Below are 26,708 nucleotides of genomic sequence, written 5' to 3'. Positions count from 1 at the left end.
TATTCATGTTTGCGTGCAGATGTGGGCGTAACCGGTAAGGGCTTGGGCTCGCTCGCCTTGTCGGGAAGGCTTTTTATTTCCGAGTAAAGAAAAAGCCCCGGCCTTGCGACCGGGGCTTCGTCTTCTCAGCGACGATCCGCGTCTTAAGCGAAAGCGCGCTGCTGGCCGTCGATGACGCCGAGCGCCGTGCCGACTTCGGCGAACACCTTGAGGACCTGGTCGATCTGCTCGTGGGTGTGGGCGGCGCTGATGCTGGCGCGCAGCAGCGGACGGCTGTCGGGCGTGGCCGGCGGCAGGGCGAGGTTGAGGTAGACGCCCGATTGCAGCAGGCCGTTCCACATGGCGATGGCGCGCTCGACGTCGGGCATGGTGGCCGCGACGATCGGGCTGGCGGCCGGGCCGGTGACGAAGCCCAGGGCGGTCAGGCCGTCGTACAGGCGGCAGGCGTTGCTGTTGAGCTGCTCGCGCAGATGCGGCTTGGCGATCATCTGCTCCAGCGCCACCAGGGTCGAGGCGACCACGGCCGGCGGCAGCGAGGCGGTGAACATGTACGGACGGCAGATCACGCGCATGACATCGAAGTCGTCGAGGTTCGACACGCAGAAGCCGCCGATGGCGCCCAGGCTCTTGGAGAAGGTGCCGACGATGAAGTCGACGTCGTCTTCCACGCCGGCGGCTTCGGCGAGGCCGCGGCCGGTGGCGCCGAGCACGCCCATCGAGTGGGCTTCGTCGACCAGCAGGTAGCCGCCCATCTCGCGTTTAACGGCGGCGATTTCCTTGAGCGGCGCGGTGTCGCCGATCATCGAATAGATGCCTTCGACKACGATCAGGCGCTCGCCGGGGACGTCCTTGAGGCGGCGCAGGCGCTTGGCCAGGTCCTCGGGGTCGTTGTGGCGGAAGCGGATGACCTCGGCGTGGCCCAGGCGCGAGCCGTCGTAGATCGAGGCGTGGCTGTCGGCGTCGAGGATCAGGTGGTCGCCACGGCCGACCAGGGTCGACAGGACGCCCAGGTTGGCCTGGTAGCCGGTGGTGAACACCATGGCGTGCTTGCGGCCGTAGAACTTGGCCAGCGCTGTCTCCAGGGCCACGTGGGCCTCGAAGCTGCCGTTGGCGATGCGGGAACCGGTGGTGCCGGTGCCGCGTTCCTGGACGGCCTTGACCGAGGCGGCGATCGCCTTCTCGTCAAAGGTCAGGCCCAGGTAGTTGTTGGTGCCCAGCAGGATCGTGGGACGGCCCTCGACGATGCCCTCGGTCGGCGAGACCACGGCGTCGAAGCGGACGGTGAACGGGTCGGCGCCCGCTTGCTGGATGGCCTTGTACGCGTCGCGATAGGCCAGGTGCTTGTCGAACAGACCCATCGGTCAAGCCTTGGTTCGGAGATCGTTGATCAGTTTGGAGAGGTCGCCAGCGGTTTCCACCGCGGCGAGGCGATCGAGCGGAATGGAGATGTCGAAGGCGTCTTCGAGCTCCATCACGATGTTCATCAGGGCGAGGGAATCCACAGCCAGGTCGCGGCCGATGTGGGTGTCGTTCGTCACCTCGACCGTCCGGCCGAGCACCTTGCTCGTCGCCAGCCCGATCTCACGCAAACTCAGATCTGTCACTGTATCCATGCCAAACGCCAGACGCCCCCGTCAAAGCACTGTGACCGCACCGTAACAGTGTCTCTGTCAGATATCTGCCACAATTGAACTAGTCGCTGTATTTTTTCGACAACCAGCCGGCCGACCGATACCAGTCGACGGTTTCGCCGAAGCCGCGGGCAACATCGTGACGACTCGGCGACGACGCAAGGGATGGATCGTCCGAAAACGCCCAATCGGGGTGCGACAGTTCGCGCGCCTTGCCCGAGCCGAACACCGAAGGTTGCTTTGAGATCCTGCTCGCCCCATCGGCGAGGGCTCCGGCCAGGCGAATGAGCCCCTCGGGCACGCGCAGAAGGCGAGGCGGCGGCGCGCCGACGGCGGCGGCCGCCGCGCCCATGATCTCGGTCCAGGCATAGCCGTCGGGCCGGGCGTCGCAGATCGAGGCCAGGCCCGTCCGACCGCCGATGACGAGGTCCAGGATCTGGGCGGCGGCGTCGCGCACCTCGATCATCGCCACCCGCGAGGCGGGCGACAGCACCGGCAGGACGCGGCTGGCCTGCGCGGCGGCGAACAGGCCGACGGTCTCGCGGTCGCCGGGACCGTAGATGGCCGGCGGACGCACGATCAGCGCGTCGGGCGCGACCGCCAGCACTGCTTCCTCGCCGGCGCGCTTGCTGGCGGCGTAGTCGGAAAGCCGGGGTTCGCGGGCGGCGAGGCTGGAGACCAGCGCGAAGCGGGCGCCGGCGTCGCTGGCGGCCTTGGCCACGGCCCGGGCGCCGTCGACATTGACCTTGTCGAAGGCGGGCCGGTCGGCGGCCTTGATCAGGCCGGCCAGGTGGACGACCACGTCAGCGCCGTCGCACAGGCGCGCCAGCACAGCGGGGCTGGACAGGTCGCCCAGCACGACCTGCGGCTCGATCCCGCGCCAGAACGGCAAGATCGGGTCGCGGCGCGACAGGATGCGGGGCAGGAGGCCCCGTTCGGCGATGGCGCGGACAAGGTGCTGGCCGAGGAAGCCGGTGGCGCCGGTGACGGCGATGGTCCTCGGCCCGGCGTCTTCCACCTCAGGCGCGCTCGTAGGCGCCGGCCAGGTAGGCGGCCTTGGCCTTGGAGCGGCTGAGCTTGCCCGACGACGTCTGCGGCAGGGCGTGGGCGCCGACCAGCTTGACCTGGGTCTCGACGCCGTGGCGCGAGCGCAGCACGCCGGCCACGGTCTCGACCAGCGCGGCGCGGCTGTCGGCGTCGCCGCCGCGGGCCTGGACCAGGATGGTGACGATCTCTTCTTCGGCCGCGTCGCCGGGAACCGAGAAAGCGGCCACGTCGCCGCTGCGCAGGCCGGGGACCTCGCGCTCGGCAGTCCATTCCAGGTCCTGCGGCCAGATGTTGCGGCCGTTGAGGATGATCAGGTCCTTGGCGCGGCCGGTGATGACGATCTCGCCCTCGACCAGGAAGCCGAGGTCGCCGGTGTCGAGCCAGCCGTCGGCGTCGAGCACGCGGGCGGTCTCCTCGGGCTGTTCGAAATAGCCGCCCATCAGGCTGGGGCCGCGCGCGAAGATGCGGCCGACCTGGCGCTCGGCCACCGGCTTGCCGTCGGCGTCGCGCACTTCCAACTGGTGGTGGGGCAGGGCCGGGCCGCAGCGGGCGAAGGCCCGGGCGCGCGGGGCGTCGGCGCCGACCGAGACGGCCAGGTCGTCGCGCTCGAGGCGCTCGATGTCGAGGACTTCCAGCTTCAGGCCCTGGCCCAGCGGGGCCATGGAGAGGGCCAGGGTCGCCTCGGCCATGCCGTAGCTGGCGACATAGGCTTTTTCCGAGAAACCGACGGCGGCGAAGCGTTCGGCGAAGGCTTCGACCGGCGCGGTGCGGATCATGTCGCCGCCCAGGCCCGCGCTGCGCCAGCGCGACAGGTCCAGATGGTCGATCGAGGCGGCCTCGGCGCGGCGGGCGCACAGTTCGTAGCCGAAGGTGGGGCTGTAGGCGATCGTGCCGCCGTTGCGGCTGATCAGGTCGAGCCACAGCAGCGGCCGGCGCACGAAGGCGCCGGTGGGCAGCAGATCAACGCTCATCTGGCTGGTCAGCGGGCTGAGCAGGAAGCCGATCAGGCCCATGTCGTGATAGAGCGGCAGCCACGAGACGGCGCGGTCTTGCGCCTTCACCTGCAGGCCGTCGCGCGTGATCGCCACGGCGTTGGCCATCAGGGCCTTATGGGTCACCAGCACGCCGGTCGGGAAGCGGGTGCTGCCCGACGAGAACTGCAGGTAGCAGGGATCTTCGGGCGTGATCTGCGGCAGCGCCGCGCCGGCGTCCTTCGGCAGGTCGGCCAGCGGGGCGGCGAAGGCCAGGCCCGCCGCGTCGCCGATCTGCTTGAGCCACTCGGCCATGCCGGCCGGGCCGATGAGGATCTTCGCATGGGCCGAGGCGCACATGCGGCCGATCTGCTCGATATAGGCCTCGCGGCCGCCCAGCGGCGCGGGCAGCGGCAGGGGCGCGGGGACCAGGCCGGCGTACTGGCAGGCGAAGAAGGCGCGCACGAAGTCGCCGTCGGTTTCGGCGATCAGGGCGACGCTCTCGCCGACCTTGGCGCCGGCCGCCAGCAGGCGGCGGGCCAGGCCTTGCGCCTGCTCGCGCAGGGCGGCGTAGGTCAGGGCCTCGACCAGCTCGCCGCGCAGCGAATGCAGGTTGATCCCGGTCTCGCCGGTCGCGGCGAAATCCAGGGCGGCGGTCAGGGTCGGGAAGTCGGCGAGACGGACGGTCCTGCCGGAAGCGGTGGGCGTATTCATTGCGGATCGCCTTTGCGCTCGTTCAGGGGTTCCGCGCAAGTCTGTTCGCGCGCGGCGGCGCTTTTGTCCTCGCGCTCGGCGGCGGCTTCCGCTGCGAGACGCGACCGGAGGGTGATGAACATGCCGATCGCCATGCAGGTCGAGGCCAGGACCAGGGCCGCGCCGGCGCCGGTCAGGTCGAAGATCTGCAGCAGGGGAACGAGGGCGGCGAAATAGATGGCGATGACGACGATACGCACGCGCAGGGCCGCGCCGGCGGCGTGCATCGACACCAGCATTGGCTCGATCGGCAGGGCCATGATGCCGATGGCGGCGGCCGCGACCTGCCAGCTCATGATGCCGGCGGCCGAGGCGTATTCGGGGCCCATGATCACGGTCAGCAGCCAGGGGCCGGCCAGCAGGCAGACCGCCAGCAGCACGCCGGCGACGCCGCCGCCGATCAGGGCGATCTGGCGGGCCAGTCGCAGCATGGCCGCATCGTCCTTCTGCGCGCGCAGGCGGGCGAATTCGGGATGCAGGGCGGGCAGCATCAGGCGGGCGGGCTTGGCCATGCCGTCGGCCACCTGGCGTCCGACACGCCACATGGCGGCCGGGGCGGGGCCGACCAGCGCGCCGATCGCCAGGGTCAGCACGTGGGTGAAGCCGACCTCGATGGTGCTGCTGAAATTGGTGGCCCAGGCGAAGCGCCACACACCGGGCAAGCCGACGCCGAGCGGCCCCACCAGGCTGAAGCCGTCCAGCAGGCCGCGCTGCAGCAGGCTCCAGACCGCGATGGCGGCCACGTAGAGGAACGAGGCGATGGTGCCGGCCGCCCAGGCCAGCAGGAACATCTCGATCGGCGCATCCATCGACGCGGCGATCGCACAGCCGATCAGGCGCACGACGGACGAGACCACCTGCTCGGCGGCCAGCATGCGGAAGCGGTCGAACAGCCGCAGCAGGCCAACGCCCGTGGCCGAGGTCATGACCCCGATCGACAGGCAGTAGAGCGCGGCCTCCGGCGCCAGGTGGTCGGGCCAGCCCATGTAGTGGCTGAACAGCAGGCTGCCGCCCACGCCGATGGCGACGCCCGCGACCGCGCCGATACCGTCGAGCACCAGGGCGAAGCGCATGACCTGCTGGAAGGTCTTGCGGTCGCCGTCCATCAGGGGCTTGGCGCCGTACTGCACGACGGTCTGCCAGGACTGAAACTTGGCCATCTCGCCCAACGCCTGGGCGAAGGCGTTGATCAGCGTCAGGAAGCCGAAGGCCTCGATGCCGAGGCTGCGGGTGGTGACGGCGATGTAGGCCAGGCCGACGACGGCGTTCAGCCCGCGCCCGCTGAGCAGGGCCCCGACATTGGCCAGCATCCGGGTCAGCGGGTTGACCTTGCCCGCATCCTTGGGGGCGGCGTTCATCGGTCGAGGACGGCCAGGCGGTCGATGATGGCGCGGGCGGCGCGCTCCGACGAGGCGACCGAGGTGATGTCGAAGGTCTCGGCCACGCCCGCCTGCTGGGCTTCCAGGAAATGGCCATGGCCGGCGAAGGCGGCGGCGACCGCGTCGCAGATCCCGTCGGCGGTCTCGCGCACCGGCCCGTACAGCCAGTGATGGAAGCTTTCGTCGCCCTTCCAGTCGGCGTGGCTGGGATTGAGGAACAGGCAGGGCTTGGGCGTGCGCAGGAACTCGTAGACCTGGCTGGAGACGTCGCCGAGATAGAGGTCGGCCGAGCGCGTGTAGGTCATGTCGAAGGCGGCCGGGCCGCCCAGGTCGACGTGGATGCGGGGGTGGCCCTCGAAGCGGGCGACGGCGCGGCGGTCGGCCTCCGACGCGGTCTCGAACAGGCGCACATGCGGGGCGAAGATCAGGTTGAACCGCTCGTCGGCGGCGAACTGCTCCAGCACCGAAAGGCCGAAGGCGCTCCACGAGCCCAGGGTCTCGTGGAAGTGGGGGTTGTAGACCACAGTCGGCAGGGGCTTGGCGAAGGCCGGGACGGCGCTGGGCGGCAGGGCGTCGACGAGGTCGAACTTGGGATAGCCGACCATGGCGCAGGCCTCGGGGCGGACCCAGCCCTCGTCGATCATCCGGTCGCGCTGCTTGGGGCCGGCGGCCATGACCAGGTCGAACACCCGCAGGCGCGGTTCGAACGGCCCGCCGCGATCACCGGCGCCGTGCTGGGTGTAGACCAAGGCGGTGCGGCGCACGCCCAGCTTGCGCAGCAGGGCGGTGGTGCGTTCGGGCGTGACCACGGCGTCGTAGGTCGACAGCCGGCCGGCGTTCAGCGCCAGCATCAGGGCCTTGGGCGGGGGCGCCGCCTTGGACATCCGCCGCAGCCAGGCCGGCGGCAGCAGGCGCAGGGTGATCGGCGCGCCGCCCAGGCCGTCGAGCATGCCCTGGATGTAGTCGAGATGCCCGGCCGAGGTCGCGGTGATCTCGACGCGCACATCCGGCCAGGTCCGGGCCATGGCCACGGCGATCGACAGGCTGTGCCAGACCTGGTGCGGCTGGGCGATGTAGAGGAAGCACACGCGCGTCGCGCGGGCCCGTTGCTGGTCCAGGAGGCCGAGGCCGTTCATCGGTCGTGGCCTAGTTGGTGGGCTGGACGCGGGTGCGGACGCGACCCTTGAAGACCACGCGATCGCCCTTGTCGCTGACGCTGTAGCTGTCGGCGCTGACATTGCCGCGCGGACCGGCGCCGGAAACCGGCGCGCCGCCGACGACCTCGCCGGTCTTGGTGTCGATGCGGGCTTCCTGCGAAGCGAACTGATAGCCCTGGCCGTTGTCGATCTTCACGTCCTTGGTCAGCACCAGCAGGTTCTGGGCCTCCTGGTAGATCCCGTCCTTGGACGTGACCTTGCTGGCGTCGGGCGCGCCGTAGCCGCGCACCAGGGTCGGCTCGACCAGCTTGACCTTGTTGGGATCGGCAGCGTCGCGCTCGGCGCGGCGAGCGGTGATCAGGAAGGCGCGGCCGTCGCGCATGGCGCCGGTGAAGCGCGGATTGTCCATCGCCAGCGGCGCGGCGGTCTGGGCCCTGGCGGCGTTGCGGGCGTCGAGCATGCGGAACGTCGTCTGCCCGATCACCGCGCCCGAAATGCCGACCGCCAGCACCAGCAGGCCCGCGCGCGCCCAGCGCGCCGAGCGCCGACGCCGGTTGCGGCGAGGCTTCTTGGCGGGAGCGACGGAAAGGGCGGCGGTGGTCATGCGGGCGGACGATCCAGAACGGACGCCATGGATAGTCTTCAACGCGCCCGACGCCAAAGCGGTTTTTCTGAAGACGAGGGCGGGCTGTTACCGCGACCGTCCGCGCGCCGTCACCGGCCAGACGGCGACCAGGGTGTCGCCCTCGACCACGTGATAGGCGTCGTAGAGGTTCACGGTCGGGTCGCAGTGCGGCGCGGCCAGCGTCACCCGCGCGCCGAGAGGCGGAGGCGAGCCGGACGACGGGACCAGCGCGCCGTGCTCGTCGCCCATGAAGAAGTAGCGCGAGCCTTCCGGGGCGCCGACCACGACCTGGGGCGGATCGGCGTCGGTCGACATCGCCTTGAAGCCGGCGTCGACCGTGACCATGCCCGGGCTGTTGGCGCTGACCACGCGGGCGTCGATGAACAGCGAGCGCCGGTAGGGGCTGGCGTCCGCGCCTTCGCCCGCCAGGTCGCAGGCCAGGTACTGGTCGTCCATGAACACGTAGGAGCCGACCTGCAGCTCGGTGAAGATCGAAAGCTCGGCGTCGATGCGGTGCGAGCCGGTGCCCGAGCCGCTGACGATCGGCGGCGCGCCGCCGGCGGCGGTCAGGGCGTCGATGACTTCGCGGATGTAGGCCCCGCGATCCTCCAGCGCCGTCTTGCGGACGTCGAAGGCCTCGATGTGCTGCTGCACGCCGCAATAGCATTGCAGGCCCGCATAGGTCAGGGCGGGCTCGCTCTTGATCGCCTCGAACAGCGCGACGGCGGCCTGCGGCGAGGCCACGCCGGTGCGGTGGATGCCGGGATCGAGGTCGATCAGCACCTCAAGCGGCTTGCCGCTCGCGTCGGCCGCCGCGCCCAGGGCGGCGACGTTGTCGGGATGGTCGACGACGACCTTCAGGCCGGTGGTCGAGAGGTTCAGGGCGGCCAGGCGGGCGACGGCGGGCGCCGAGACCACCGGCGAGGTGATCAGCAGGCCGGTCGAGACCCCTTGCGCCGCCAGGGCCTCGGCCTCGCCGATCTTGGCGCAGCACAGGCCTGCGGCGCCGGCCGCCAGCTGCAGGCGGGCGATGTCGGCGCTCTTGTGGGTCTTGGCGTGGGGGCGAAGCTTCAGGCCCTTGCCCGCGGCGAAGGCGGCCATGGTCGCGATGTTGGCCTCAAGGGCCGTCCGGTCGACCACTAGGACCGGCGTGTTCAGCAGTTCGCGGGAACCGGGCTGGCCGACGAGGCCGGCGTGCAGGGCGATGTCGGTCATGGATCAGATTCCGAACAGCTGGCTCAGGTGGGCGTTGGCGAACTTGGCGGTCGGATCCCAGGCCTGGCGCACTCGCAGAAAGTCGCCGGCGCGGGGATAGAGGCGATGGACGCCCGCGAGGGTCAGGGTATGGCGCTTGGCCCAGTGCGGTCGACCGCCGCTGTCGGCCAGCACGGCCTCCATCTCGGCGAAGGCCGGTCGCCAGGGCATCTTGGCGTACTGGTGGAACGAGATCGAGGCGCCCGCGCCGATGTTGAACGGGCTCATCCAGATGTCGTCGCCGGCCACGAGGCGGAACTCGAACGGGAAGGTGATGGGCAGGCGGCGCTTGCGGATGTGGGCCATGGCCGCCCGCAGCGTGGGCAGGCCGGCGGCGCGCGGCATCTCGTACTCCATCTCCTCGAAGCGGACGTTGCGCTCGGAGGGGAAGACCTCGAAGGCCGGGCCGGCGCGGCGGGCGGGCTTGCCGGCGACCTTCATCATCAGCTTCTGCAGCGGCGCGGTCAGGACGGGCAGGGCGGCGCACAGGTCGCAGATCGTGCGGAAGGTGTCCTCGTCGCCTTCGCCGCTCTTGCCCAGGGTCTCGTCGGCGGCGTCGGCCGGGACGGGGTGCAGGGTCTTGAAGATGACGTCGTCGCTGTAGGGAAAGACCCAGAACTCCATGTGGCGCGTGGCGGCGGCCAGGTCGTCGAAGCGCTCGATGACCTGGGCCAGCGGCATGCGGCTGACGCGCTCTTCCAGGTGGTAGGCGGGGACGACGTTGATGCGGATGGCGACGGCCACGCCCAGCAGGCCCAGCGAGACGCGCTGGGCCTGGTAGAGTTCGGGCTCGAGGTCGGGGCCGCATTCGACCAGCCGGCCGTCGGCGGTCATCAGCCGAAAGCCGCAGGCCTGGGTCGACAGGCTGCCGAGCTCCGCGCCGGTGCCGTGAGTGCCGGTGGCCGTAGCGCCGGCCAGGGACTGGGGATTGATGTCGCCCTGATTGATCAGCGACAGGCCCTCGGCCCACAGGGTGGCGGTCAGGCGCTTGAGGCTCCAGCCGGCGGGCGCCCAGACGGTCTTGCGGTCGGGCGCGATCTCGACCGCGCCTTCCAGGTCAGACAGGTCCAGCAGCAGGCCGCTCGTCTCGCACAGCGGCATGAAGGAGTGGCCGGCGCCGACGACGCGGACCTTGTCGGCCTCGGCGACCAGGCGCGACAGTTCGTCGACCGTGCGAGGCCGGGCTATCCTGCTGGGCGTCGCCACGACGCTGCCCGACCAGTTCTTCCAGCCCTCCATCGGCGCTCCCCCGCTGCGATGGACTGACGATAGTAAAAACTATCGTTATTGCAAGCCGGTGTTATGCGGGTCTTCGCGGCGAGAGACCCTCTCCCTGAAGGGAGAGGTGTCGGCGAAGCCGACGGAGAGGGGAGTGGCTGCGAAACCGGCCTCTTCAGCGGAAGCTGAAAACGGCCCCCCTCCGGCCCTCTMGGCCACCTCCCCCAGCGGGGGAGGATCTCAAAGCTCCGCGTCGAACGTCTCGAAATAGCAGTCGAACAGCCGGCCGATCTCTTCGGCCAGGGCGGTCGCGTCCTGCCCCGGCTCCTCGACGGCCATCTCGGTGGCGGCGTAGGTCAGCTCGACCATCATGCGGGTGGCCGTGCGGATCCGCGCCGCCGGGACCGTGGGGAAGCGCGCGGCCAGCACCTCGCCGAACTGGCCGGCGACCATGTCGCGCGAGGCGAAGCGCAGCTGCTGCAGCATCGGCACGGCTCGCAGGGCCCGCCCGATGGCCGCGCCGCCGGGAAAGCGGCGGGTCATGTCGATGACGTCGGTCAGCAGGGCGGCGGTCTTGGCGACGCGCTCGGACGCCGTTTCGCCCTCCAGGCCGCCGGCCTCCATCCAGGCGAACACCGCGTCGTCCTGCAGCCGCATCAGCCGGTCGCCGAGCTCTTTCAGGATCGCGTACTTGTTGGGGAAGTAGCGATAGAGGGCCGGCGGGGTGAGGCCCGCGCGCTTGCAGATGCCGTTGGTGGTCAGCTGCTCGAAGCCGGACTCGATCAGCAGCTCGCCGGCGGTGGCCAGCACCACCTCGTAGGTGTCCTGGGCGCGGGCCTGGGTCGGCCGCAGCTTGGCGTCGAGCGGGATGTCGGCGGCCGGTTCGACCGTCGGCTTGGGCATCGGGGTCTCCTGAAGTCGCCTCCAGACCTAGAGCGCTTCTCGTCGAATGCCAATGTTCGCTCATTGCCAAAGCTTAACGGGACTTGGCCGCGAGCCTGGGCCAGGGTCGCCGCCATCGCTGGGGCGGCGGTTTGTGGGGAGTTTTCCGATGATCGACCGACGCGGCCTGTTCGCCGCCGCAGGCGCGCTGTGCGCCGCGCCCGGCCTGTCCCTGGCCGCGCCGGCCACGCTGGGCGCCGACAATCCCGTGGTCGACGCCTTCGTCGCCGAGCAGAAGTTCCAGGGCGTGGTGATGATCGGGCGCAAGGGCAGGGCCTCCTATGCGCGCGCCTTCGGCATGGCGGACATCGAGGCGAACAGGCCGGCGACCCGTGACACGGTCTATGCGATCGCCTCGATCTCGAAGTGGCTGACCACGATCGCGGTGCTGCGCCTGGCCGAACAGGGCAAGCTCTCGCTCGACGCGCCGATCGCGACCTGGCTGCCCGACCAGCGGGCCGACACCGGCAAGACTGTGACCCTGACGCACCTGCTGTCCAACACCAGCGGCGTTCCCAACGGCTTCATGCCCGCGCTCAAGGCCGATCCGGAGGTGCTGAAGCGCGAGGTGTCGGCGGCGCAGGCGGTGAGCCTGTTCTGCCAGGGCGATCCGCTGTTTCCGCCGGGGAGCAGGTTCGACTATGCCCTGACCAACTGGTTCATGGTCACCGCCATCGTCGAGGCGGCGACGGGCAAGCCGTTCCAGGCGGTGGTCGAGGAGCTGGTCACCGCGCCGCTGAAGATGAGCCACACCCGCGCGGGCCGCATCGACGCCGAGGCCGGCGTGGCGGCGTCCTACTATGCGGGGCCGCCCCTGGCGCGACGCGAGAACGCCCGGCTGGCGGTGATGGCGGCGGGCGGGGGTTATTTCAGCACGGCCGACGACCTGCTGGTCGCGGCGCACCTCGTCTTCGACACGCCGTTCCTTTCGGACGCCTCGCGCAAGGCCATGACGACGATCCTCGTGCCCGAGCAGGACTATGCGCTGGGCGGCCGGGTGCGCAGCCTGACCATCGACGGCCAGGTCAGGCTGGCGGGGTGGGAGACCGGGCGCACGGCCGGCTACCGCTCGGTGCTGGGTCACCGGCTAGACACCGGCGACACGGTGGTGATCCTCAACAACACCGACCTGTCGCAGAAGGCGCTCGATCTGTTCGCCGACAAGCTGCTGGGCGCCGCGCCCAGGGCCTGACGGGGCGAATTTCGCTTCACCTGCCGCCTGCTGACAAAAGTGGGCGCCGGGCGGGGTTCTCCACCGGGAGAGCAGTGCTATGACAGCTGCCTCTTAGGGGAGAATCCTGCTCATGATCCGCAGCCTGCTGACCGCCGTCGCCGCTTCCGCCCTGCTGGCGGGCGCCGCTCACGCTCAAGACGTCAAGACCGCAGAGGCGCTGCGCGACAAGGCCCTGAACGATCGCCTGGCCTGGGACATCACCGAGGACCTGACCACCAACATCGGCCCGCGCCTGGTCGGCTCGCCGGGCATGGAGCGCGCCAAGGATTGGGGCGTGGCCAAGTTCAAGGCGCTGGGCTTCACCAACATCAAGGTCGACCAGTTCGCCAAGCCGTCGTGGACGCGCGGCGAAGAGAGCGCCGAACTGGTCGCTCCCTATCCGATGAAGCTGTCGATCGTGGGCCTGGGCCGCACCATCCCGACGCCGGCCGAGGGGATCGAGGCCGAGGTGGCGCTGTTCTCCACCTACGCCGAGATGGTCGCCGCGCCGGCCGCCGCCATCAAGGGCAAGATCGTCGTCATCACCCAGCCGATGGTCCGCGCCCAGGACGGCGCCGGCTACGGGATCGCCGGCATCTCGCGCCGCGCCGGTCCGGTCGAGGCCGCCAAGCGTGGGGCCGTGGCCCTGCTGATCCGCTCGGTCTCGACGTCCAGCTCGACCGTGCCGCACACGGGCGTGACCACCAACGGCGCCGACGTCGTCACCATCCCCGCCGCCGCCCTGGGCGTGCCGGAGGCCGAGCAGCTGGAGCGCCTGGCCAAGAAGGGCCCGCTGCGCATCAAGCTGAAGCTGGCCTCGACCCTCGACGCCGGCGACGTGGCTTGGAACATCTCGGCCGACATCAAGGGCTCGGAAAAGCCTGACGAGGTGATCGTCATCGGCGGCCACCTCGACAGCTGGGATGTCGGCACCGGCGCCTTCGACGACGCGGCCGGCATCGCCATCACCACGGCCGCGGCCAAGCTGATCGGCGAGCTGCCCAAGCACCCCAAGCGCACCATCCGCGTGGTGATGTGGGGCTCGGAGGAGAGCGGCGGTTCGTCCGACGCCTTCCTGGCCGCCAACAAGTCCAGCCTCGAAAAGCTGGTCCTGGCCGGCGAGAGCGACACGGGCGCCGACCGCATCTACAGCCTGCAGCTGCCCAAGGGGTCGGAAGGCCACCCGGCCATGAAGGCGGCGATCCAGACGCTCAGCCCGCTGAAGATCTATTTCGACCGCAATCCGGCCGCCCACGGCGGGGCCGACATCGGCGGGATCGAGGGCGCGGGCGTGCCGGTGGTGAACCTCAACCAGGACGCCAGCCGCTACTTCGACTACCACCACACCGCCGACGACACCCTGGACAAGGTGGATCCGATCCAGCTGGCCCAGAACGTCGCCGCCTGGACGAGCTTCATCTATCTGGTGGCCGACAGCGACATCGACTTCCGCGCCCTCGGTGCGGCCGCGCCGGCGCAGGCGGGGCACTAGCCTTTCCTCTTCCCTCTCATCGTCATCCCGGAAGCCGCGCAGCGGCTATCCGGGACCCAGGGGGCTGGGCTTTGCGGTTGGGCTGGGCGCCCAGCGGTCGCCGACGCATAGCGGTGGCCCCTGGGTCCCGGCTCTACGCTTCGCTTCGGCCGGGATGACGAGCGAAGCTGAAACACTCCCCGCGCGTGCGGCGCGTCGCCGCGACCCTTGGGTGAGTCAAAAGGTCGCGAAGCGCGGCCGTTCATACTTTATGTGCTCATCCACAGATTTGCGGCGCCGCATCATCGCCGCCCCAAAGCCCCGGCGCGACAGGGAAAACGCGCTGCAAACCCTGACGGCGCAAGGCGGCGATGGGTTAACGGCTGTCCCGAAATGGCGCACGCCTTGGTTGCCGAGCCGTAACGCGGCGGCCTCTTCGTTATCCCGGCATTAACGACCTTCAGGCCTTTCTACGCCTCCGTAGGCGCTTTGCCCGAACCCGCCCCGTCGTCGAACGATGGTCGGGATCGGAGAGGCGCTCAAGGGTTCCGTTTTTTAGTGTCTGATGGTGGAGGACGCTTATGCCCGCGGCAGTGCGGGGGGGACCGCGCAAGCCAGCGCGCCCCCGGGCCGAAGCGCCCGCAAGTCCGAACAAGGCTCGACCGGCTCAGCAACAGCCGGCGGGGAAGCTGCATGCCGCGCGCGGCGGTGTCGGCGTGTCGCCGACCCTGGCCCTAGGCGTCGCCGGCGGCGCGCTGGCGCTCGCCCTGGTCGTCACCCTGGCCACCGGCCACCGCGCCGAGCGCCTGGGCCAGGCCATGGTCCATGGCGTCGACGGCGAGTTCGCCAACCTGGGCTTCAAGCTGAAGGCCGTGCACGTCACCGGCGCCTCGGCAACGGCCCAGGCCGACATCCTGAAGGCCAGCGGCCTCTACCAGGACCAGCCGACGCTGGGTATGGACCTGGTGGACCTGAAGAGCCGCGTCGAAGGCGTGGGCTGGGTGAAGTCGGCCAAGGTGGTCCGCCTGCTGCCCGACACTGTGATGATYGCCGTCGAGGAGCGCCCGGCCCTGGCCGTGTGGCAGCACTCGGGGCGCCTGAAGGTGATCGACGCCGAGGGCCGCATCATCCGCGAGGCCGACGCCGCGCGCTTCCCGCACCTGCCGCTGGTGGTGGGGCAGGGCGCCGACCAGGCCGCGGGGAACATCCTGCCGGCGGTCAACGCCCGGCCGCGCCTGCGTGATCGTCTCGAAGCGCTGGTGCGCGTCGACGACCGCCGCTGGGACCTCCGACTGAAGGACGGCTCGCTGATCCAGCTGCCGGCCATTGACGAAGAATCCGCGTTGATTCAATTGGATCAACTGGACCAGCGGCAACGCATCCTCGATCTCGGCTTCGCGCGCATCGACCTGCGCGATCCCGAGATGGTGGCGGTCCGGCCCCGAGACTCCGTGCTGCCCGGGCAGCCCGTGGCCAACGGGGCGTAAGAACGGAAACGATGGACTGAGGTGACCCTGACCATGTCGCGACTTGAGGACCGGAGACAGGCCCGTGACGGCCTGAAGGCGACGCTCGTGCGTCAGCCCGCGGTCGCGGCCGTGGACCTGGGGGCGTCGAAAGTCACGTGCTTCATCATGAAGGCGGACGGCGTCCACCGCGACAACCGCACCCTGACGACCGCCGGGGTCGGCTACGTGCAGTCGCGCGGCGTGCGCGGCGGGGCGATCGTCAATCTGGACGAGGCCGCCCAGGCCATCGCGCAAGCCGTGGAGCGCGCCGAGACGGTCGCCGGCGTCAGCGTCCAGGGCGTCAGCGTCTGCACCGCGGGCGGCCAACTGGCCAGCCATCGCGTCCACACCCAGGTTTCGCTGGGCGCGCGTCCGATCGCGGACGGCGACCTGTCGCGCGCCATCTCCTCGGCGCTGGCCCAGGTGCGCCTGCCGGGCCGCAAGCCGATCCACCTGCTGCCGATCGCCTGGTCGGTCGACGGCCAGAAGGGCATCCGCGACCCGCGCGCCATGTTCGGCCGCTCGCTGGGCCTGGAATTGCTGGTCGTCTCGGTCAACGAGAACATCTTCCACACCCTGGCCCACTGCGTCGAACGCGCCCACCTGTCGTTCGAAGGCATCGTCGCCGCGCCCTTCGCCTCGGCCCTGGCGGCCCTGGAAGAGGACGAGATGGATCTCGGCGCCGTCTGCATCGACATGGGCGGCGGCTCGACCTCGGTGGCCGTGTTCAACAACGGCGCCCTGTGCCACGTCGATAGCCTGGCTGTCGGCGGCGGGCACGTCACGCAGGACATCGCCCGCGGCCTGCAGACTTCGGTCGCCGGCGCCGAGCGCATCAAGACCCTGCACGGCAGCGCCATCGCCTCGGCCAACGAGGACCGCGAGATGATCGAGGCCCCGCCGCGGGGCGATGATCCGGGCGCGGGTCCGGTGATCGCGCCCCGGTCCCTGCTGAAGGGCATCATCCAGCCGCGCGTCGAAGAGACCCTGGAGCTGCTGCGCGAGCGCCTGAAGGCCTCGGGCGCGCCTGTGGAGCCGGGCGCGGGCATCGTGCTGACCGGCGGCGCCAGCCAGCTGGCCGGGGTGCGCGAAGTGGCCGTGCGGGTGTTCGACCGCCCGGTGCGCCTGGGCCGTCCGCGCCGGGTGCCGCACCTGGCCGACGCGGCCTCGGGACCGGCCTTCTGCGCCGCCGCCGGCGTCCTGCATCGCACGGCCTTCGGTCCGCGCGAGGTGGTCTCGCCCAAGGCCCTCAGCGGCGGGCAGGTGCGCAAGCGTCCGATGGACCCCAACGCCTCGCCGGTGGCCAAGGCCGCCGCCTGGCTACGCGACAACCTCTAATCGCTCGTCCCGAAGCGGGAAATCGACCAGCGCCTCGCCCGAAAGGGCGGGGCGTTTTCGTATGCTCGGGGCAAATCACCCGGCTCGCCCGATGGGTGAATTAACCCTGTCGTTTAACTTTCTAAGTGCCTGAATGGCCAAACAGTGTAGTTTCGCGCCCCCGAATCCGAGGGGTTCGACGCGAAAAACAGGCCAGCGGCGTTCCGCCGCACAGGGGTTCCGGCCCAGCTTGGAAACCAAGGAGTTCCAAGCAATTCCTTTGGATAACTCGCTTTTTTCCCTGTAAGCGGGATCGACCTGCAGCCGACTCAGATTATGGCTTTAACCGCCAGTTAACGATGGTGGTTGTTCTGTTAACCCGATCGTCGAGGCGTTACCGACTTGCGGTCGGTTGATTTGGCGAATTCGGCGTAAGGACGCGAGGGTCCCCATGGCTATTTCTCTTTCGGCGCCGCGCACCACCGAGCTGAAGCCGCGCATCGTGGTCTTCGGCGTTGGCGGCGCGGGCGGCAACGCCGTGAACAACATGATCGAGGCGGGCCTCGAAGGTGTTGAGTTCGTCGTCGCCAACACGGACGCCCAGCAGCTCCAGTTCGCCAAGACCGACCGTCGCATCCAGCTCGGCGTGCAGATCACGCAGGGCCTGGGCGCCGGTGCGCACCCCGAAGTGGGCATGAGCGCCGCCGAAGAGAGCTTCCCCGAGATCGGCGAGCACCTGGAAGGCGCTCACATGGTGTTCATCACCGCCGGCATGGGCGGCGGCACCGGCACCGGCGCGGCCCCGATCATCGCCAAGTGCGCCCGTGAACGCGGTATCCTGACCGTCGGCGTGGTGACCAAGCCCTTCCACTTCGAAGGCCGTCACCGCATGCGCCTGGCTGACGCCGGCATCCAGGAGCTGCAGCGCTACGTCGACACCCTGATCGTCATCCCGAACCAGAACCTGTTCCGCGTCGCCAACGAACGCACGACCTTCGCCGAAGCCTTCGGCATGGCCGACCAGGTGCTGCACTCGGGCGTCCGCTCGATCACCGACCTGATGGTGCTGCCGGGCCTGATCAACCTCGACTTCGCCGACGTCCGCACGGTCATGACCGAGATGGGCAAGGCGATGATGGGCACCGGCGAGGGCACCGGCGAAGACCGCGCCCTGATGGCCGCCCAGAACGCCATCGCCAACCCGCTGCTCGACGAAGTGTCGCTGAAGGGCGCCAAGGCCGTGCTGGTCAACGTGACCGGCGGCATGGACATGACCCTGCTCGAAGTGGACGAGGCCGCCAACGCGATCTCCGACCAGGTCGACGCGGAAGCCAACATCATCTTCGGCGCGGCCTTCGACCCTTCGCTGGACGGCGTGATCCGCGTGTCGGTGGTCGCCACCGGCATGGACGGCGCCTCGATCCAGCAGATCGAGCCCAAGCCGGCCGCCCGCAACACCCACGCCGCGCCGCTGCTGGCCGAGACCTCGCGTCCCGCCCCGCAACCGGCTCCGCAACCCGCCCCGGCCCCGCAGCCGGTCGCCCAGGCTCCGGCCCAGCCGGAAATCCGCCCGGGTTCGCGCTACGAGGCCCGTCCGATCGAGCGCCCGACCGCCACGGCCTATCCGGAACCGGCCTACGAGCCGGCCCCGCAGCCGCACGCCCAGGCCGACCTCTACGCCCAGCCGGAAGCCGCCTACGAGCCGGAACCGGTCTATGAGCCGGCCCCCGCGCCGCGCGTCACCCGCATCGTCGACCCGATGGTCGCCGAAGCCGACGACGAGCCGCTGTACAGCGATCACTACGAGGATCGCCGTCAGCAAAAGAGCGGCGGCTGGATGAGCCTGTTCGGCGGCGGTCGCCAGCAGCGCTACGAGCCGGCCCCGCAGCCGCAGGCCCGCCAGACCGGTTCGGCCCGCCCGCAACTGCAGCCGATCGATCCGCCCCAGGCCGACGACGGCGAGGATCTGGAGATCCCGTCGTTCCTGCGTCGCCTGGCCAACTGAACACCGAGTTAGTACCAGTAAGCGTAACAGTAAGCGTACCGCGTAAGTCGAAGCGCCCGGGTCCCTCTGGTCCCGGGCGTTTTGCTTTTTATCCTCCCCCTTCTGGGGGAGGATCGCGCAGCCAAATCGTCATATGCTGCCGGAAAGCCACCCTTTCCGGTCACGATGAAGCTCACCCGCACCGACAAGAAGATCCTCGACGTGCTGCAGCGCGACAGCGGGGTCACGAACGTTGAGCTCGCCGAGCGCGTGGGCCTGTCGCCCAGCCCGTGCCTGCGCCGGGTCAAGCAGCTGGAGGCCGCGGGCCTGATCAGCGGCTATGTGGCGGTGCTGGATCGCCGCAAGGCGAGGCTGGACCTTCTGGCCTATGTCGAGGTCGCCGTCGATCGCCACAACGAGGCCGCCGCCGAGGCCTTCAAGGAGGCGATCCTGCGTGAGCCCCTGGTGGTGGGCTGCCACGCCATGACCGGCAGCTACGACTACCTGCTGCGGGTGGTGGCCCCCAACCTCGACGCCTATGCCGAGTTCACGATGAAGCGCCTGCTGAAGATGCCGGCGGTGAAGGACATCCAGTCGAGCTTCGTCCTGGAGACGATCAAGGACTCTACGGCGCTGCCGCTGGATTATCTGGAGTAGCGGCCTTCTCCCCAACAACAGAAACCTCTCCCCACGGGAGAGGTGTTTGCAGTGCGGCCTTGGAGGCTCAGGTGATGCTCTATCGGGTCATAAAATGACCCGCGTGCCCGTCTGGCCGGTCATAATCGCCACAACGCGTCTCCTGGCCTGACCTATCCTGACGTCCGTATCCCCGACTCCCGGAGCGGCCGTCATGCTGGTTCTCGATCGCAAGCCCCAAGCCGCCGCCACGCCCATGCGCGCCGCGCTCGACGGCGTCGTGGCCTACAAGGCCGGCATGACCCTGGCCGAGGCCGGTCGCCGCACGGGCCTGTCGGACTTCGCCAAGCTGGCCAGCAACGAGAACCTGCTGGGCGCCAGCCCCAAGGTCGCCGACGCGGTGATGGCCGCCGTGGCCGAGCCGCAGATCTATCCCGACCCCTATTGCGAGACCCTGCGCGCCGCCATCGGCCAGCGCCTGGGCGTGTCTTCGGACCGCCTGCTGGTCTCGCCGGGCTCCGAGGCCCTGATCGACTACGTGTTTCGCGCGGTGCTGGCGCCGGGCGACGAGATCCTGCTCTCCTCGCCGACCTTCCCGGCCTACGACATCTTCGCCAAGTGCGCCGAGGCGGCGATCGTCGACGTGCCTCGCCTGGCCAATTTCGACCTCGACGTCCCGGCGGTCGCCGCCGCGGCCGCCAAGGGCCCCAAGCTGCTGATCCTCTGCACGCCCAACAACCCGACCGGCAACGCGCTTTCCAGGGAAGCGGTCGAGACCGTGCTGGCCGCCACGCCGAAGACCACCTTGGTGTTCGTCGACGAGGCCTATCGCGAGTACTACGAGGCCTACGACATGCTGGCCGTGCTGGAGGCCTGGGGCGGCCCGTGGATCGCCGCGCGCACCTTCTCCAAGGCCTATGGCCTGGCCGGCATGCGGGTGGGCTATGGGATCGCCTCGTCTGAAGAGCTGATCGCCTATCTCGACCGCCTGCGTCCGCCGTTCAACGTCACCGCCGTCAGCCAGGCCGCGGCGCTCGCCGCCTGGGAAGACCGCGAGCACCTGGCCTCGACGGTCGCTCTGACCCTTTCGGAACGCGCCCGCGTCGAGGCGGCGCTGGACGAGATGGGCGTCGAATACACCCGCTCGGAAGCCAATTTCGTCTTCCTGCGCACCCCCGCCGGTCCCGAAGCCACCGCCATGCGTTTGTTGCACGAAGGGCTCATCGTCCGCCCGACGCCCGTGACGGGCGGCTGGGTGCGCATCACCATCGGCCGGCCGGCCGATAACGACCGCCTGATCGCCGGCCTGCCGGCCGCGCTGGTTCCGTAAAAACATCAGAACGAGCCTTAGGGAGGCCCGCATGCCCGTCACGACCGACAACCCCCTCGGCCTGAACGGCTTCGAGTTCGTCGAATTCACCAGCCCCGATGCGGCGGCGATGAAGGCGATCATCGAGCAGCTGGGCTTCGTGCCCGCCAGCACCCACCCGACCAAGGCCGTGACCCGCTACAAGCAGGGCCGCATCAACCTGCTGGTCAACGAGGAAGCCGCCGGCCAGGTGGCCGAATTCCGCGAGGCTCACGGCCCCTCGGCCAACGGCATGGCCTTCCGGGTCGACAATGCGCAGCAGGCTTTCGAAGACGCCCTGAAGCGTGGCGCCAAGGCCGCCGACGCGTCGCGCTCGGTGCTCGGTGAGAACGCCAAGGTGCTGGAAGGCATCGGCGGCAGCTTGCTCTATCTCGTCGAAGGCGAGGGCGGCATCTACGACGCCTGGACGCCGGTGGCCGGCGCCGCCGAGGCCGAAGCGGCCAATTCGGTGGGCCTGGATTTGCTCGACCACCTGACCCACAACGTCAAGCGTGGCCAGATGCGCACCTGGTCGACCTTCTACAATCAGGTCTTCGGCTTCGAGGAGCAGAAGTACTTCGACATCAAGGGCCAGGCGACGGGCCTGTTCAGCCAGGCGATGATCGCGCCCGACAAGGCCATCCGCATCCCGCTGAACGAGAGCCAGGACGACAAGAGCCAGATCGAGGAGTTCATCCGCCAGTACAACGGCGAGGGCATCCAGCACCTGGCCCTGACGACGGAGAATATCTACGACACCGTCGAGCGCCTGCGCGCCCGCGGCGTCAAGCTGCAGGACACCATCGAGACCTATTACGAGCTGGTCGACAAGCGCGTGCCCGGCCACGGCGAGGATCTGGAGCGGCTGCGCAAGAACCGCATCCTGATCGACGGCAACGTCGGTGACGAGGGCCTGCTGCTGCAGATCTTCACCGAGAACCTGTTCGGTCCGATCTTCTTCGAGATCATCCAGCGCAAGGGCAACGAGGGCTTCGGCAACGGCAACTTCCAGGCCCTGTTCGAGAGCATCGAGCTGGACCAGATCCGCCGCGGCGTGATCACGGTCGACGCCTGAACCACGCTGAAAATACCCTTCGTCGTCATCCCGGCCGAAGCGTAGCGTAGAGCCGGGACCCAGGGGCCGTGCGCACCGCCCCTGGGTCCCGGATAAGCCCTCCGGGCTTTCCGGGATGACGGGAAAAGTGCTGGCAAAGGCACGGGAAAACGTATGGACCTCCGCTACCAGACCGGCTTTGGCGCTCACGTCGCGACCGAGGCCGTGGCCGGCGCCCTGCCGGTGGGGCAGAACTCGCCGCAGCACGTGCCGTTCGGCCTTTATGCCGAGCAGATCTCCGGCACGGCCTTCACCGCGCCCCGGCACGAGAACCGCAGGAGCTGGCTCTACCGCCTGCGGCCCAGCGCCGGGCACGGGGCCTACAAGCCCTACGCCCAGCCGCGCCTGACCAGCACGTTCGACGGCCCGGTCACGCCCAACCGCCTGCGCTGGGACCCGATCGAGATCCCCGCCGAGCCGACCGATTTCGTCGACGGCCTGATGACCCTGGCCGGCAATGGCGACGCGGCGGCCCAGGCCGGCATGGGCGTGCACCTGTACCTGGCCAACGCTTCCATGAAGGACCGCGTCTTCTACGACGCCGACGGCGAGCTCCTGATCGTGCCGCAGCAGGGCGTGCTGACCCTGGTCACCGAGATGGGCGTGCTGAAGGTCGGTCCTGGCCATATCGCGGTGATCCCGCGCGGCGTGCGCTTCCGGGTCGAGGTTGCCGGCCCCTCGCGCGGCTATGTCTGCGAGAACTATGGCGCGGCCCTGCGCCTGCCCGAACTGGGGCCGATCGGCTCCAACGGTCTGGCCAATCCGCGCGACTTCGAGACGCCGGTGGCGGCCTTCGAGGACGTCGATACGCCGACGCAGGTGATCCAGAAGTTCCAGGGCAAGCTTTGGGCCGCGCAATGGGACCACAGCCCGCTGGACGTCGTCGCCTGGCACGGCAATCTCGCGCCCTACCGCTATGACCTGGCGCGGTTCAACACCATCAACACGGTCAGCTACGACCACCCCGACCCGTCGATCTTCACGGTGCTGACCTCGCCCAGCGACACGCCGGGCACTGCCAATGTGGACTTCGTGATCTTCCCGCCGCGCTGGATGGTGGCCGAGCACACCTTCCGCCCGCCCTGGTTCCACCGCAACGTGATGAGCGAGTTCATGGGCCTGGTGCACGGCGCCTATGACGCCAAGGAGGGCGGCTTCGCCCCTGGCGGCGCGTCCCTGCACAACTGCATGAGCGATCACGGCCCGGACGTGGCCAGCCATCGCAAGGCCACCGAGGCCGAGCTTGGCCCCCACAAGATCGACCACACCCTGGCCTTCATGTTCGAGAGCCGCTGGGTGATCGCGCCGACGAAGTTCGCGCTGGAGCATCGCGCGCTTCAGGCCGACTATGACGCGTGCTGGGACGGGTTCCCCAAGGCCCGCCTGCCGTAACCAGAACAAGAAGAGGAAGCGCCGAATGAAGCTCGCGTCTCTGAAGGGCGGCCGCGACGGCCGGCTGGTCGTGGTGTCGAACGACGTGACCTGGTGCACCGACGCCGGGACGATCGCGCCGACGCTGCAGGCCGCGCTCGACGACTGGGAACGCTGCGAGCCCTTGCTGCGCGGGCTGGCCGAGAGCCTCGAGCACGGCGGCGTGCCCAAGGAGCGTTTCCACGAGCACGACGCCGCCAGCCCCCTGCCGCGCGCCTACCAGTGGGTGGACGGCAGCGCCTACGTCAATCACGTCCAACTGGTGCGCCAGGCCCGCGGGGCGGAAATGCCTGAGACCTTCTGGACCGATCCCTTGATGTACCAGGGCGCGTCGGACGGCTTCCTGGCCCCCCGCGACACCATCCCGCTGGCCGACGCGGCCTGGGGCTGCGACCTGGAGGGCGAGGTGGCGGTGATCGTCGGCGACGTGCCGCTGGGCGCAAGCCGGGAGGAAGCGCTGGCGGCCATCCGCCTGGTGATGCTGTGCAACGACGTCAGCTTGCGCAACCTGATCCCGGCCGAGCTCGCCAAGGGCTTCGGCTTCGTGCAGTCCAAGCCGGCCAGCGCCTTCTCGCCGGTGGCGGTGTCGCCCGACGCCCTGCCGGGCTGGAAGGGCGGCAAGCTGTCGGGCGCGCTGCTGATCGAGCTGAACGGCAAGGACTTCGGCCGCGCCGACGCCGGCGTCGACATGACCTTCGACTTTGGGACCCTGGTGGCGCACGCGGCCAAGACCCGCAGCCTGAGCGCCGGCACCATCGTCGGCTCGGGCACGGTCTCCAACCGCGACGCCGACGGCGGCCCGGGCAAGCCGATTTCGGAAGGCGGACTCGGCTACTCGTGCCTGGCCGAGGTGCGCACGGTCGAGACCATCCTGCACGGCGCGCCCAAGACGCCGTTCCTGCTGGGCGACGACACCGTGCGCATCGAGATGAAGGACGCCAAGGGCCACACGATCTTCGGCGCCATCGAGCAGACGGTCGAGCGGGTTTGACGGAAGAAGTCACAGCGGTTGGACGCGTGTGGTCGACGCGGGCCGGGATCAACCTCGGTCCGCTGGACCTGATCGCCGACGGGGCGGCCCGCAACTATGTGCTGCAGATCGGCGAGAACCGTTTCCACGGCTTCGTGGTGCGGCGGGGGCAGGCGGCGTTCGGCTATGTCGACCGCTGCCCGCACGCCGGCCTGCCGCTGGCGCAACAGCTGGACCAGTATCTGACGCCGGACGGCGGCATGATCGCCTGTTCCTGGCATGGAGCGGTGTTCGCCATCGACGACGGCGCCTGCCTGGGCGGCCCCTGTGCCGGCGCCCGCCTGACGTCCTGGCCGGTGCGGGTCGAGAACGGGCGCCTGCTGACCGCGTGAAATCCGACAAAGCAAGTCCAGGTTGATTTGCGCCGGTCCCGGTGGTTTCGTGAACGCCGGATCGGGAGAGGGGCATGACCGGACTTTCGCGGATCGTCGATGATCTCGAAGGCGTCGCGCTCGAGGTGTCGCAGCGCCAGCCGCCGGTGGTCTCGGCGCGGGTGCTGGCCTTCCTGACCAAGGTCGCCCATGTCGTCGACCAGGCCTATCGCGATGTCCTGGCCCTGCTGATCGACGTCAAGTACGCGCGCGACGACGCCCTCCAGACCGGCGAGGTCCGCGATTTCCAGAGGCGCGCCGAGCGCATTCTGGAAACCAGCCACTATCGCGACGCCGAGGAGATCTGCAGTCGGCTGAGAACGCTGCGCGACGCTCATCTCGATGATCTGCTGGGCCTGGTCGGCCAGGACGCCGGCGGACAGTGGAGAGCGCTGTTCGACCTGATCGAGGATCGGGAGGGCGGCATCATCCGCATGATCCGCGAGGAGCTGTGGCGGCTCTCGCAGGCCCTGGACGACACGCGCGGCCCCGCTGATCTGCCCGCCTTGCGCGAGATCGCCTCGGAGGCGGCTGGGCAGGTCAAGCGAGACCTGGCCGATCTCAACGCCTTCACCAATCGCATTCTCGGCCTGAGCGGGCAGGCCGGGCTGATGGAGATGCTGAGAGACGGGCGGCCGCAGTCCCTCGTGGTCAAGGAGATCTCGCTGATGGTCGACCAGAGGCAGCAGCATACCTATTCGACCGGCTCCAACTCGGTTCTGGTCGGCGCGGGGGCGACGACAGGCGACATCCAGATCCAGCAGGGCGCGCCCATCGATCTGGCGGCCCTGGCCAAGGAACTCGAGACGCTGCGCGCGGAGATGAAGGCCCAGGCGAGCGGCGCGGCCGAGGAGGATGTGGCCATCGGCGCGGTGGCGGCGGCGCAGGCGGCGGCCAAGGCCGGCGACGAAAGCGGCGCGCTGAAGGCCTTGAAGGGGGCGGGCAAGTGGACGCTGGGCGTGGCCGAGAAGGTGGCCGTGCCGATCGTGACCGCCGCGCTGAAGCCGTTGCTGGGCCTGCCCTGACGGCGGGGCCGCCTTGCGGGCAAAAGAAAAGCCGCCCTCCAGGAGAAGAAGGCGGCCCAGTGAATTGGGAGGAAACGCCCAGGAAGGGCAGAACCTATATAGCGGCTTTCGCTGCGCGTGACAACGTTGTCATCAATTTTTTTGCGAAAATGTCGCCCTTGGCCTCGAAGGCCTACTTTTTCCGGCGCGCGGCGGCGACCTCGGCCGGCGTGACGGCCTTGCCCTTGTTGCCCCACGAGGCGCGGACATAGGTCAGCAGGCCCGCCAGGTCGGCGTCGGTGAGGTCGTCCTTGAAGCCGGGCATCTCGTTCTTGCCGTTCAGCACGATGGAGAGCAGGGGCTTGGCGTCGCCCTGCGCCAGCGGCGCGCCGGCCAGCGCCGGATAGGCGCCCTTCACGCCCTTGCCGTTGGCCTGGTGGCAGGCGGCGCAGTTGTCGGCGTAGAGCGTCTGGCCGGGCGGCGGCGCGGCAAGCGCCGAGGCGGCCGGCAGGGCGGCCCCGGTCAGGACCAGGGCGGCGAAAATCGTGTTGCGGTACATCAGGTCTCCCCGGGGAGGGTGTCGTCGACTCGACGGCGTCGGCTCCGTCGCGGCGCAGGTTAGCCGAGGCGATGGCCGTCGAGATAGGGCGCCGGACCTTGCGCCCGCGCCGCAGGGGGCTATGTCGGACCCATGACCGATCTGACCCTGCGCCTGGCCAAGCCGGAAGACATTCCCGCCCTGACCGCGCTGATGAACGCGGCGATCGCCGAGCTGCTGACGCCATTCCTGCCGCCCGAGGGCGTGGCGGCCTCGTTCGAGGTGATGGGCCTGGACAGCCAGCTGATCGCCGATGGGACCTATTTCGTCGTCGAGGATGCGGGAGAGATCGCCGGCTGCGGCGGCTGGAGCCGGCGGGCCACCCTGTTCGGCGGCGATCATTCGGCGGGGCGGGACGCGGCCATGCTGGATCCCGCGCGCGACGCGGCGCGGGTGCGGGCGATGTACACCCACCCCGATCACGTGCGGAAGGGCGTGGGGCGGATGATCCTGGCGGCCTGCGAGCAGGCGGCGGCGGGCGAGGGGTTCGCCCGGGCCGAGATGGCGGCCACCATGGGCGGCGTGCCGCTATACGAGGCCTGCGGCTACGCCCTGATCGAGCCGTTCACCGCGCCGACCTCCAAGGGCTACGAGGTGCCGCTGGCGCGGATGGGCAAGGCGCTGGGGCCGGCTCCGGCGCGCTGACAAAAAGGGCGGACCTTGCGGCCCGCCCTTCGTAGTCCAGGTCGTCGAAGCGCGGACGAGC

Annotated in this window: 24 protein-coding genes and 1 pseudogene; 14 read left to right on the top strand and 11 right to left on the bottom strand. The window is 69.6% G+C overall.

Translation table 11 applies throughout. From position 1 onward, the window contains the following. Window positions 1-143: 143 nt before the first annotated feature. The 10 genes from spt to AC1DCG_RS05500 form a co-directional block, all read right to left on the bottom strand. Entirely contained in the window at window positions 144-1,358 is a 1,215-nt protein-coding gene (gene spt, locus AC1DCG_RS05545) for a serine palmitoyltransferase (protein WP_165259019.1), read from the bottom strand. Between the two features lie 3 nt (window positions 1,359-1,361). Then, on the bottom strand, window positions 1,362-1,613 hold the full coding sequence (locus AC1DCG_RS05540; protein ID WP_101711242.1) for an acyl carrier protein: 252 nt from the start codon (window positions 1,611-1,613) through the stop codon (window positions 1,362-1,364). 79 nt (window positions 1,614-1,692) lie between these two features. Further along, window positions 1,693-2,649: an NAD-dependent epimerase/dehydratase family protein gene (locus tag AC1DCG_RS05535; RefSeq protein WP_477036548.1), complete on the bottom strand. Its 957-nt coding sequence runs from the start codon at window positions 2,647-2,649 to the stop codon at window positions 1,693-1,695. 1 nt (window position 2,650) lies between these two features. Beyond that, window positions 2,651-4,363, bottom strand: a complete 1,713-nt coding sequence (locus AC1DCG_RS05530) for a fatty acyl-AMP ligase (protein WP_477041408.1) — start codon at window positions 4,361-4,363, stop codon at window positions 2,651-2,653. Then, complete coding sequence (locus AC1DCG_RS05525; RefSeq protein WP_477029817.1) at window positions 4,360-5,760, bottom strand: lipopolysaccharide biosynthesis protein; 1,401 nt, start codon at window positions 5,758-5,760, stop codon at window positions 4,360-4,362. Before AC1DCG_RS05525 ends, AC1DCG_RS05530 begins: the two co-directional genes overlap by 4 nt. Beyond that, complete coding sequence (locus tag AC1DCG_RS05520; protein ID WP_477029816.1) at window positions 5,757-6,917, bottom strand: glycerophosphotransferase; 1,161 nt, start codon at window positions 6,915-6,917, stop codon at window positions 5,757-5,759. Before AC1DCG_RS05520 ends, AC1DCG_RS05525 begins: the two co-directional genes overlap by 4 nt. Before the next feature lie 10 nt (window positions 6,918-6,927). After that, entirely contained in the window at window positions 6,928-7,542 is a 615-nt protein-coding gene (lptC, locus tag AC1DCG_RS05515; protein ID WP_477029815.1) for an LPS export ABC transporter periplasmic protein LptC, read from the bottom strand. Between the two features lie 87 nt (window positions 7,543-7,629). Next, window positions 7,630-8,778: a DSD1 family PLP-dependent enzyme gene (locus AC1DCG_RS05510; RefSeq protein ID WP_477029814.1), complete on the bottom strand. Its 1,149-nt coding sequence runs from the start codon at window positions 8,776-8,778 to the stop codon at window positions 7,630-7,632. Window positions 8,779-8,781: 3 nt separating this feature from the next. Beyond that, window positions 8,782-10,056 (bottom strand): D-arabinono-1,4-lactone oxidase, encoded by a 1,275-nt coding sequence (locus AC1DCG_RS05505; protein WP_477036546.1) that lies wholly within the window; start codon window positions 10,054-10,056, stop codon window positions 8,782-8,784. Between the two features lie 219 nt (window positions 10,057-10,275). Then, window positions 10,276-10,938 carry a TetR/AcrR family transcriptional regulator gene (locus tag AC1DCG_RS05500; RefSeq protein WP_477029812.1) on the bottom strand — a complete coding sequence of 221 codons (663 nt, stop codon included), beginning with the start codon at window positions 10,936-10,938 and terminating at the stop codon, window positions 10,276-10,278. Window positions 10,939-11,086: 148 nt separating this feature from the next. Between AC1DCG_RS05500 and AC1DCG_RS05495 the strand changes: the two genes are divergently transcribed. The 13 genes and pseudogenes from AC1DCG_RS05495 to AC1DCG_RS05435 all read left to right on the top strand — a co-directional run bounded on the left by AC1DCG_RS05495 (window position 11,087) and on the right by AC1DCG_RS05435 (window position 25,425). Next, a complete protein-coding gene (locus AC1DCG_RS05495; RefSeq protein ID WP_477029811.1) occupies window positions 11,087-12,169 on the top strand; it encodes a serine hydrolase domain-containing protein in 1,083 nt (360 codons plus the stop codon). Window positions 12,170-12,281: 112 nt separating this feature from the next. Then, window positions 12,282-13,682, top strand: a complete 1,401-nt coding sequence (locus AC1DCG_RS05490) for a M20/M25/M40 family metallo-hydrolase (RefSeq protein ID WP_477036545.1) — start codon at window positions 12,282-12,284, stop codon at window positions 13,680-13,682. 560 nt (window positions 13,683-14,242) lie between these two features. Next, window positions 14,243-15,148, top strand: a complete 906-nt coding sequence (gene ftsQ / locus AC1DCG_RS05485; RefSeq protein WP_477029809.1) for a cell division protein FtsQ — start codon at window positions 14,243-14,245, stop codon at window positions 15,146-15,148. Window positions 15,149-15,181: 33 nt separating this feature from the next. Then, window positions 15,182-16,507: a cell division protein FtsA gene (gene ftsA, locus AC1DCG_RS05480; RefSeq protein ID WP_165259379.1), complete on the top strand. Its 1,326-nt coding sequence runs from the start codon at window positions 15,182-15,184 to the stop codon at window positions 16,505-16,507. A gap of 430 nt (window positions 16,508-16,937) precedes the next feature. Beyond that, window positions 16,938-18,491, top strand: coding sequence for a cell division protein FtsZ (gene ftsZ, locus AC1DCG_RS05475; protein WP_165259004.1), 1,554 nt, complete (start codon window positions 16,938-16,940; stop codon window positions 18,489-18,491). A 165-nt stretch (window positions 18,492-18,656) separates the two neighbouring features. Beyond that, entirely contained in the window at window positions 18,657-19,127 is a 471-nt protein-coding gene (locus AC1DCG_RS05470; RefSeq protein ID WP_165259002.1) for an Lrp/AsnC family transcriptional regulator, read from the top strand. A gap of 193 nt (window positions 19,128-19,320) precedes the next feature. After that, window positions 19,321-20,436: a histidinol-phosphate transaminase gene (hisC, locus tag AC1DCG_RS05465; protein ID WP_477029807.1), complete on the top strand. Its 1,116-nt coding sequence runs from the start codon at window positions 19,321-19,323 to the stop codon at window positions 20,434-20,436. Between the two features lie 31 nt (window positions 20,437-20,467). Continuing rightward, window positions 20,468-21,529, top strand: coding sequence for a 4-hydroxyphenylpyruvate dioxygenase (gene hppD / locus AC1DCG_RS05460; protein ID WP_477029806.1), 1,062 nt, complete (start codon window positions 20,468-20,470; stop codon window positions 21,527-21,529). A 26-nt stretch (window positions 21,530-21,555) separates the two neighbouring features. After that, window positions 21,556-21,622 (top strand): annotated as a pseudogene (locus AC1DCG_RS05455) (hypothetical protein); the annotation flags it as partial. Window positions 21,623-21,682: 60 nt separating this feature from the next. Then, window positions 21,683-22,960 carry a homogentisate 1,2-dioxygenase gene (hmgA, locus tag AC1DCG_RS05450; RefSeq protein ID WP_477029805.1) on the top strand — a complete coding sequence of 426 codons (1,278 nt, stop codon included), beginning with the start codon at window positions 21,683-21,685 and terminating at the stop codon, window positions 22,958-22,960. Between the two features lie 25 nt (window positions 22,961-22,985). Continuing rightward, the gene (locus AC1DCG_RS05445) at window positions 22,986-23,990 is read left to right on the top strand and encodes a fumarylacetoacetate hydrolase family protein (RefSeq protein ID WP_477029804.1); all 1,005 of its coding nucleotides are present in this window, start codon (window positions 22,986-22,988) and stop codon (window positions 23,988-23,990) included. After that, window positions 23,987-24,361, top strand: a complete 375-nt coding sequence (locus tag AC1DCG_RS05440) for a Rieske (2Fe-2S) protein (RefSeq protein ID WP_165258995.1) — start codon at window positions 23,987-23,989, stop codon at window positions 24,359-24,361. The genes AC1DCG_RS05445 and AC1DCG_RS05440 overlap by 4 nt, the downstream gene beginning before the upstream one ends. A 74-nt stretch (window positions 24,362-24,435) precedes the next feature. Further along, on the top strand, window positions 24,436-25,425 hold the full coding sequence (locus AC1DCG_RS05435; protein WP_477029803.1) for a hypothetical protein: 990 nt from the start codon (window positions 24,436-24,438) through the stop codon (window positions 25,423-25,425). Window positions 25,426-25,597: 172 nt separating this feature from the next. Here the strand turns inward: AC1DCG_RS05435 and AC1DCG_RS05430 are convergent, their stop codons facing one another. Beyond that, a complete protein-coding gene (locus AC1DCG_RS05430; RefSeq protein ID WP_477029802.1) occupies window positions 25,598-25,963 on the bottom strand; it encodes a c-type cytochrome in 366 nt (121 codons plus the stop codon). A 132-nt stretch (window positions 25,964-26,095) separates the two neighbouring features. On the opposite strand from AC1DCG_RS05430, the gene AC1DCG_RS05425 reads away from it, so the two are divergent. Then, entirely contained in the window at window positions 26,096-26,647 is a 552-nt protein-coding gene (locus AC1DCG_RS05425; RefSeq protein WP_477029801.1) for a GNAT family N-acetyltransferase, read from the top strand. Window positions 26,648-26,708: the final 61 nt, after the last annotated feature.

This window comes from Caulobacter sp. 10L414 (genome assembly GCF_056395525.1).
Note: the sequence above shows the minus strand (reverse complement) of the source record. Positions and strands in the feature narration are given on the sequence as shown.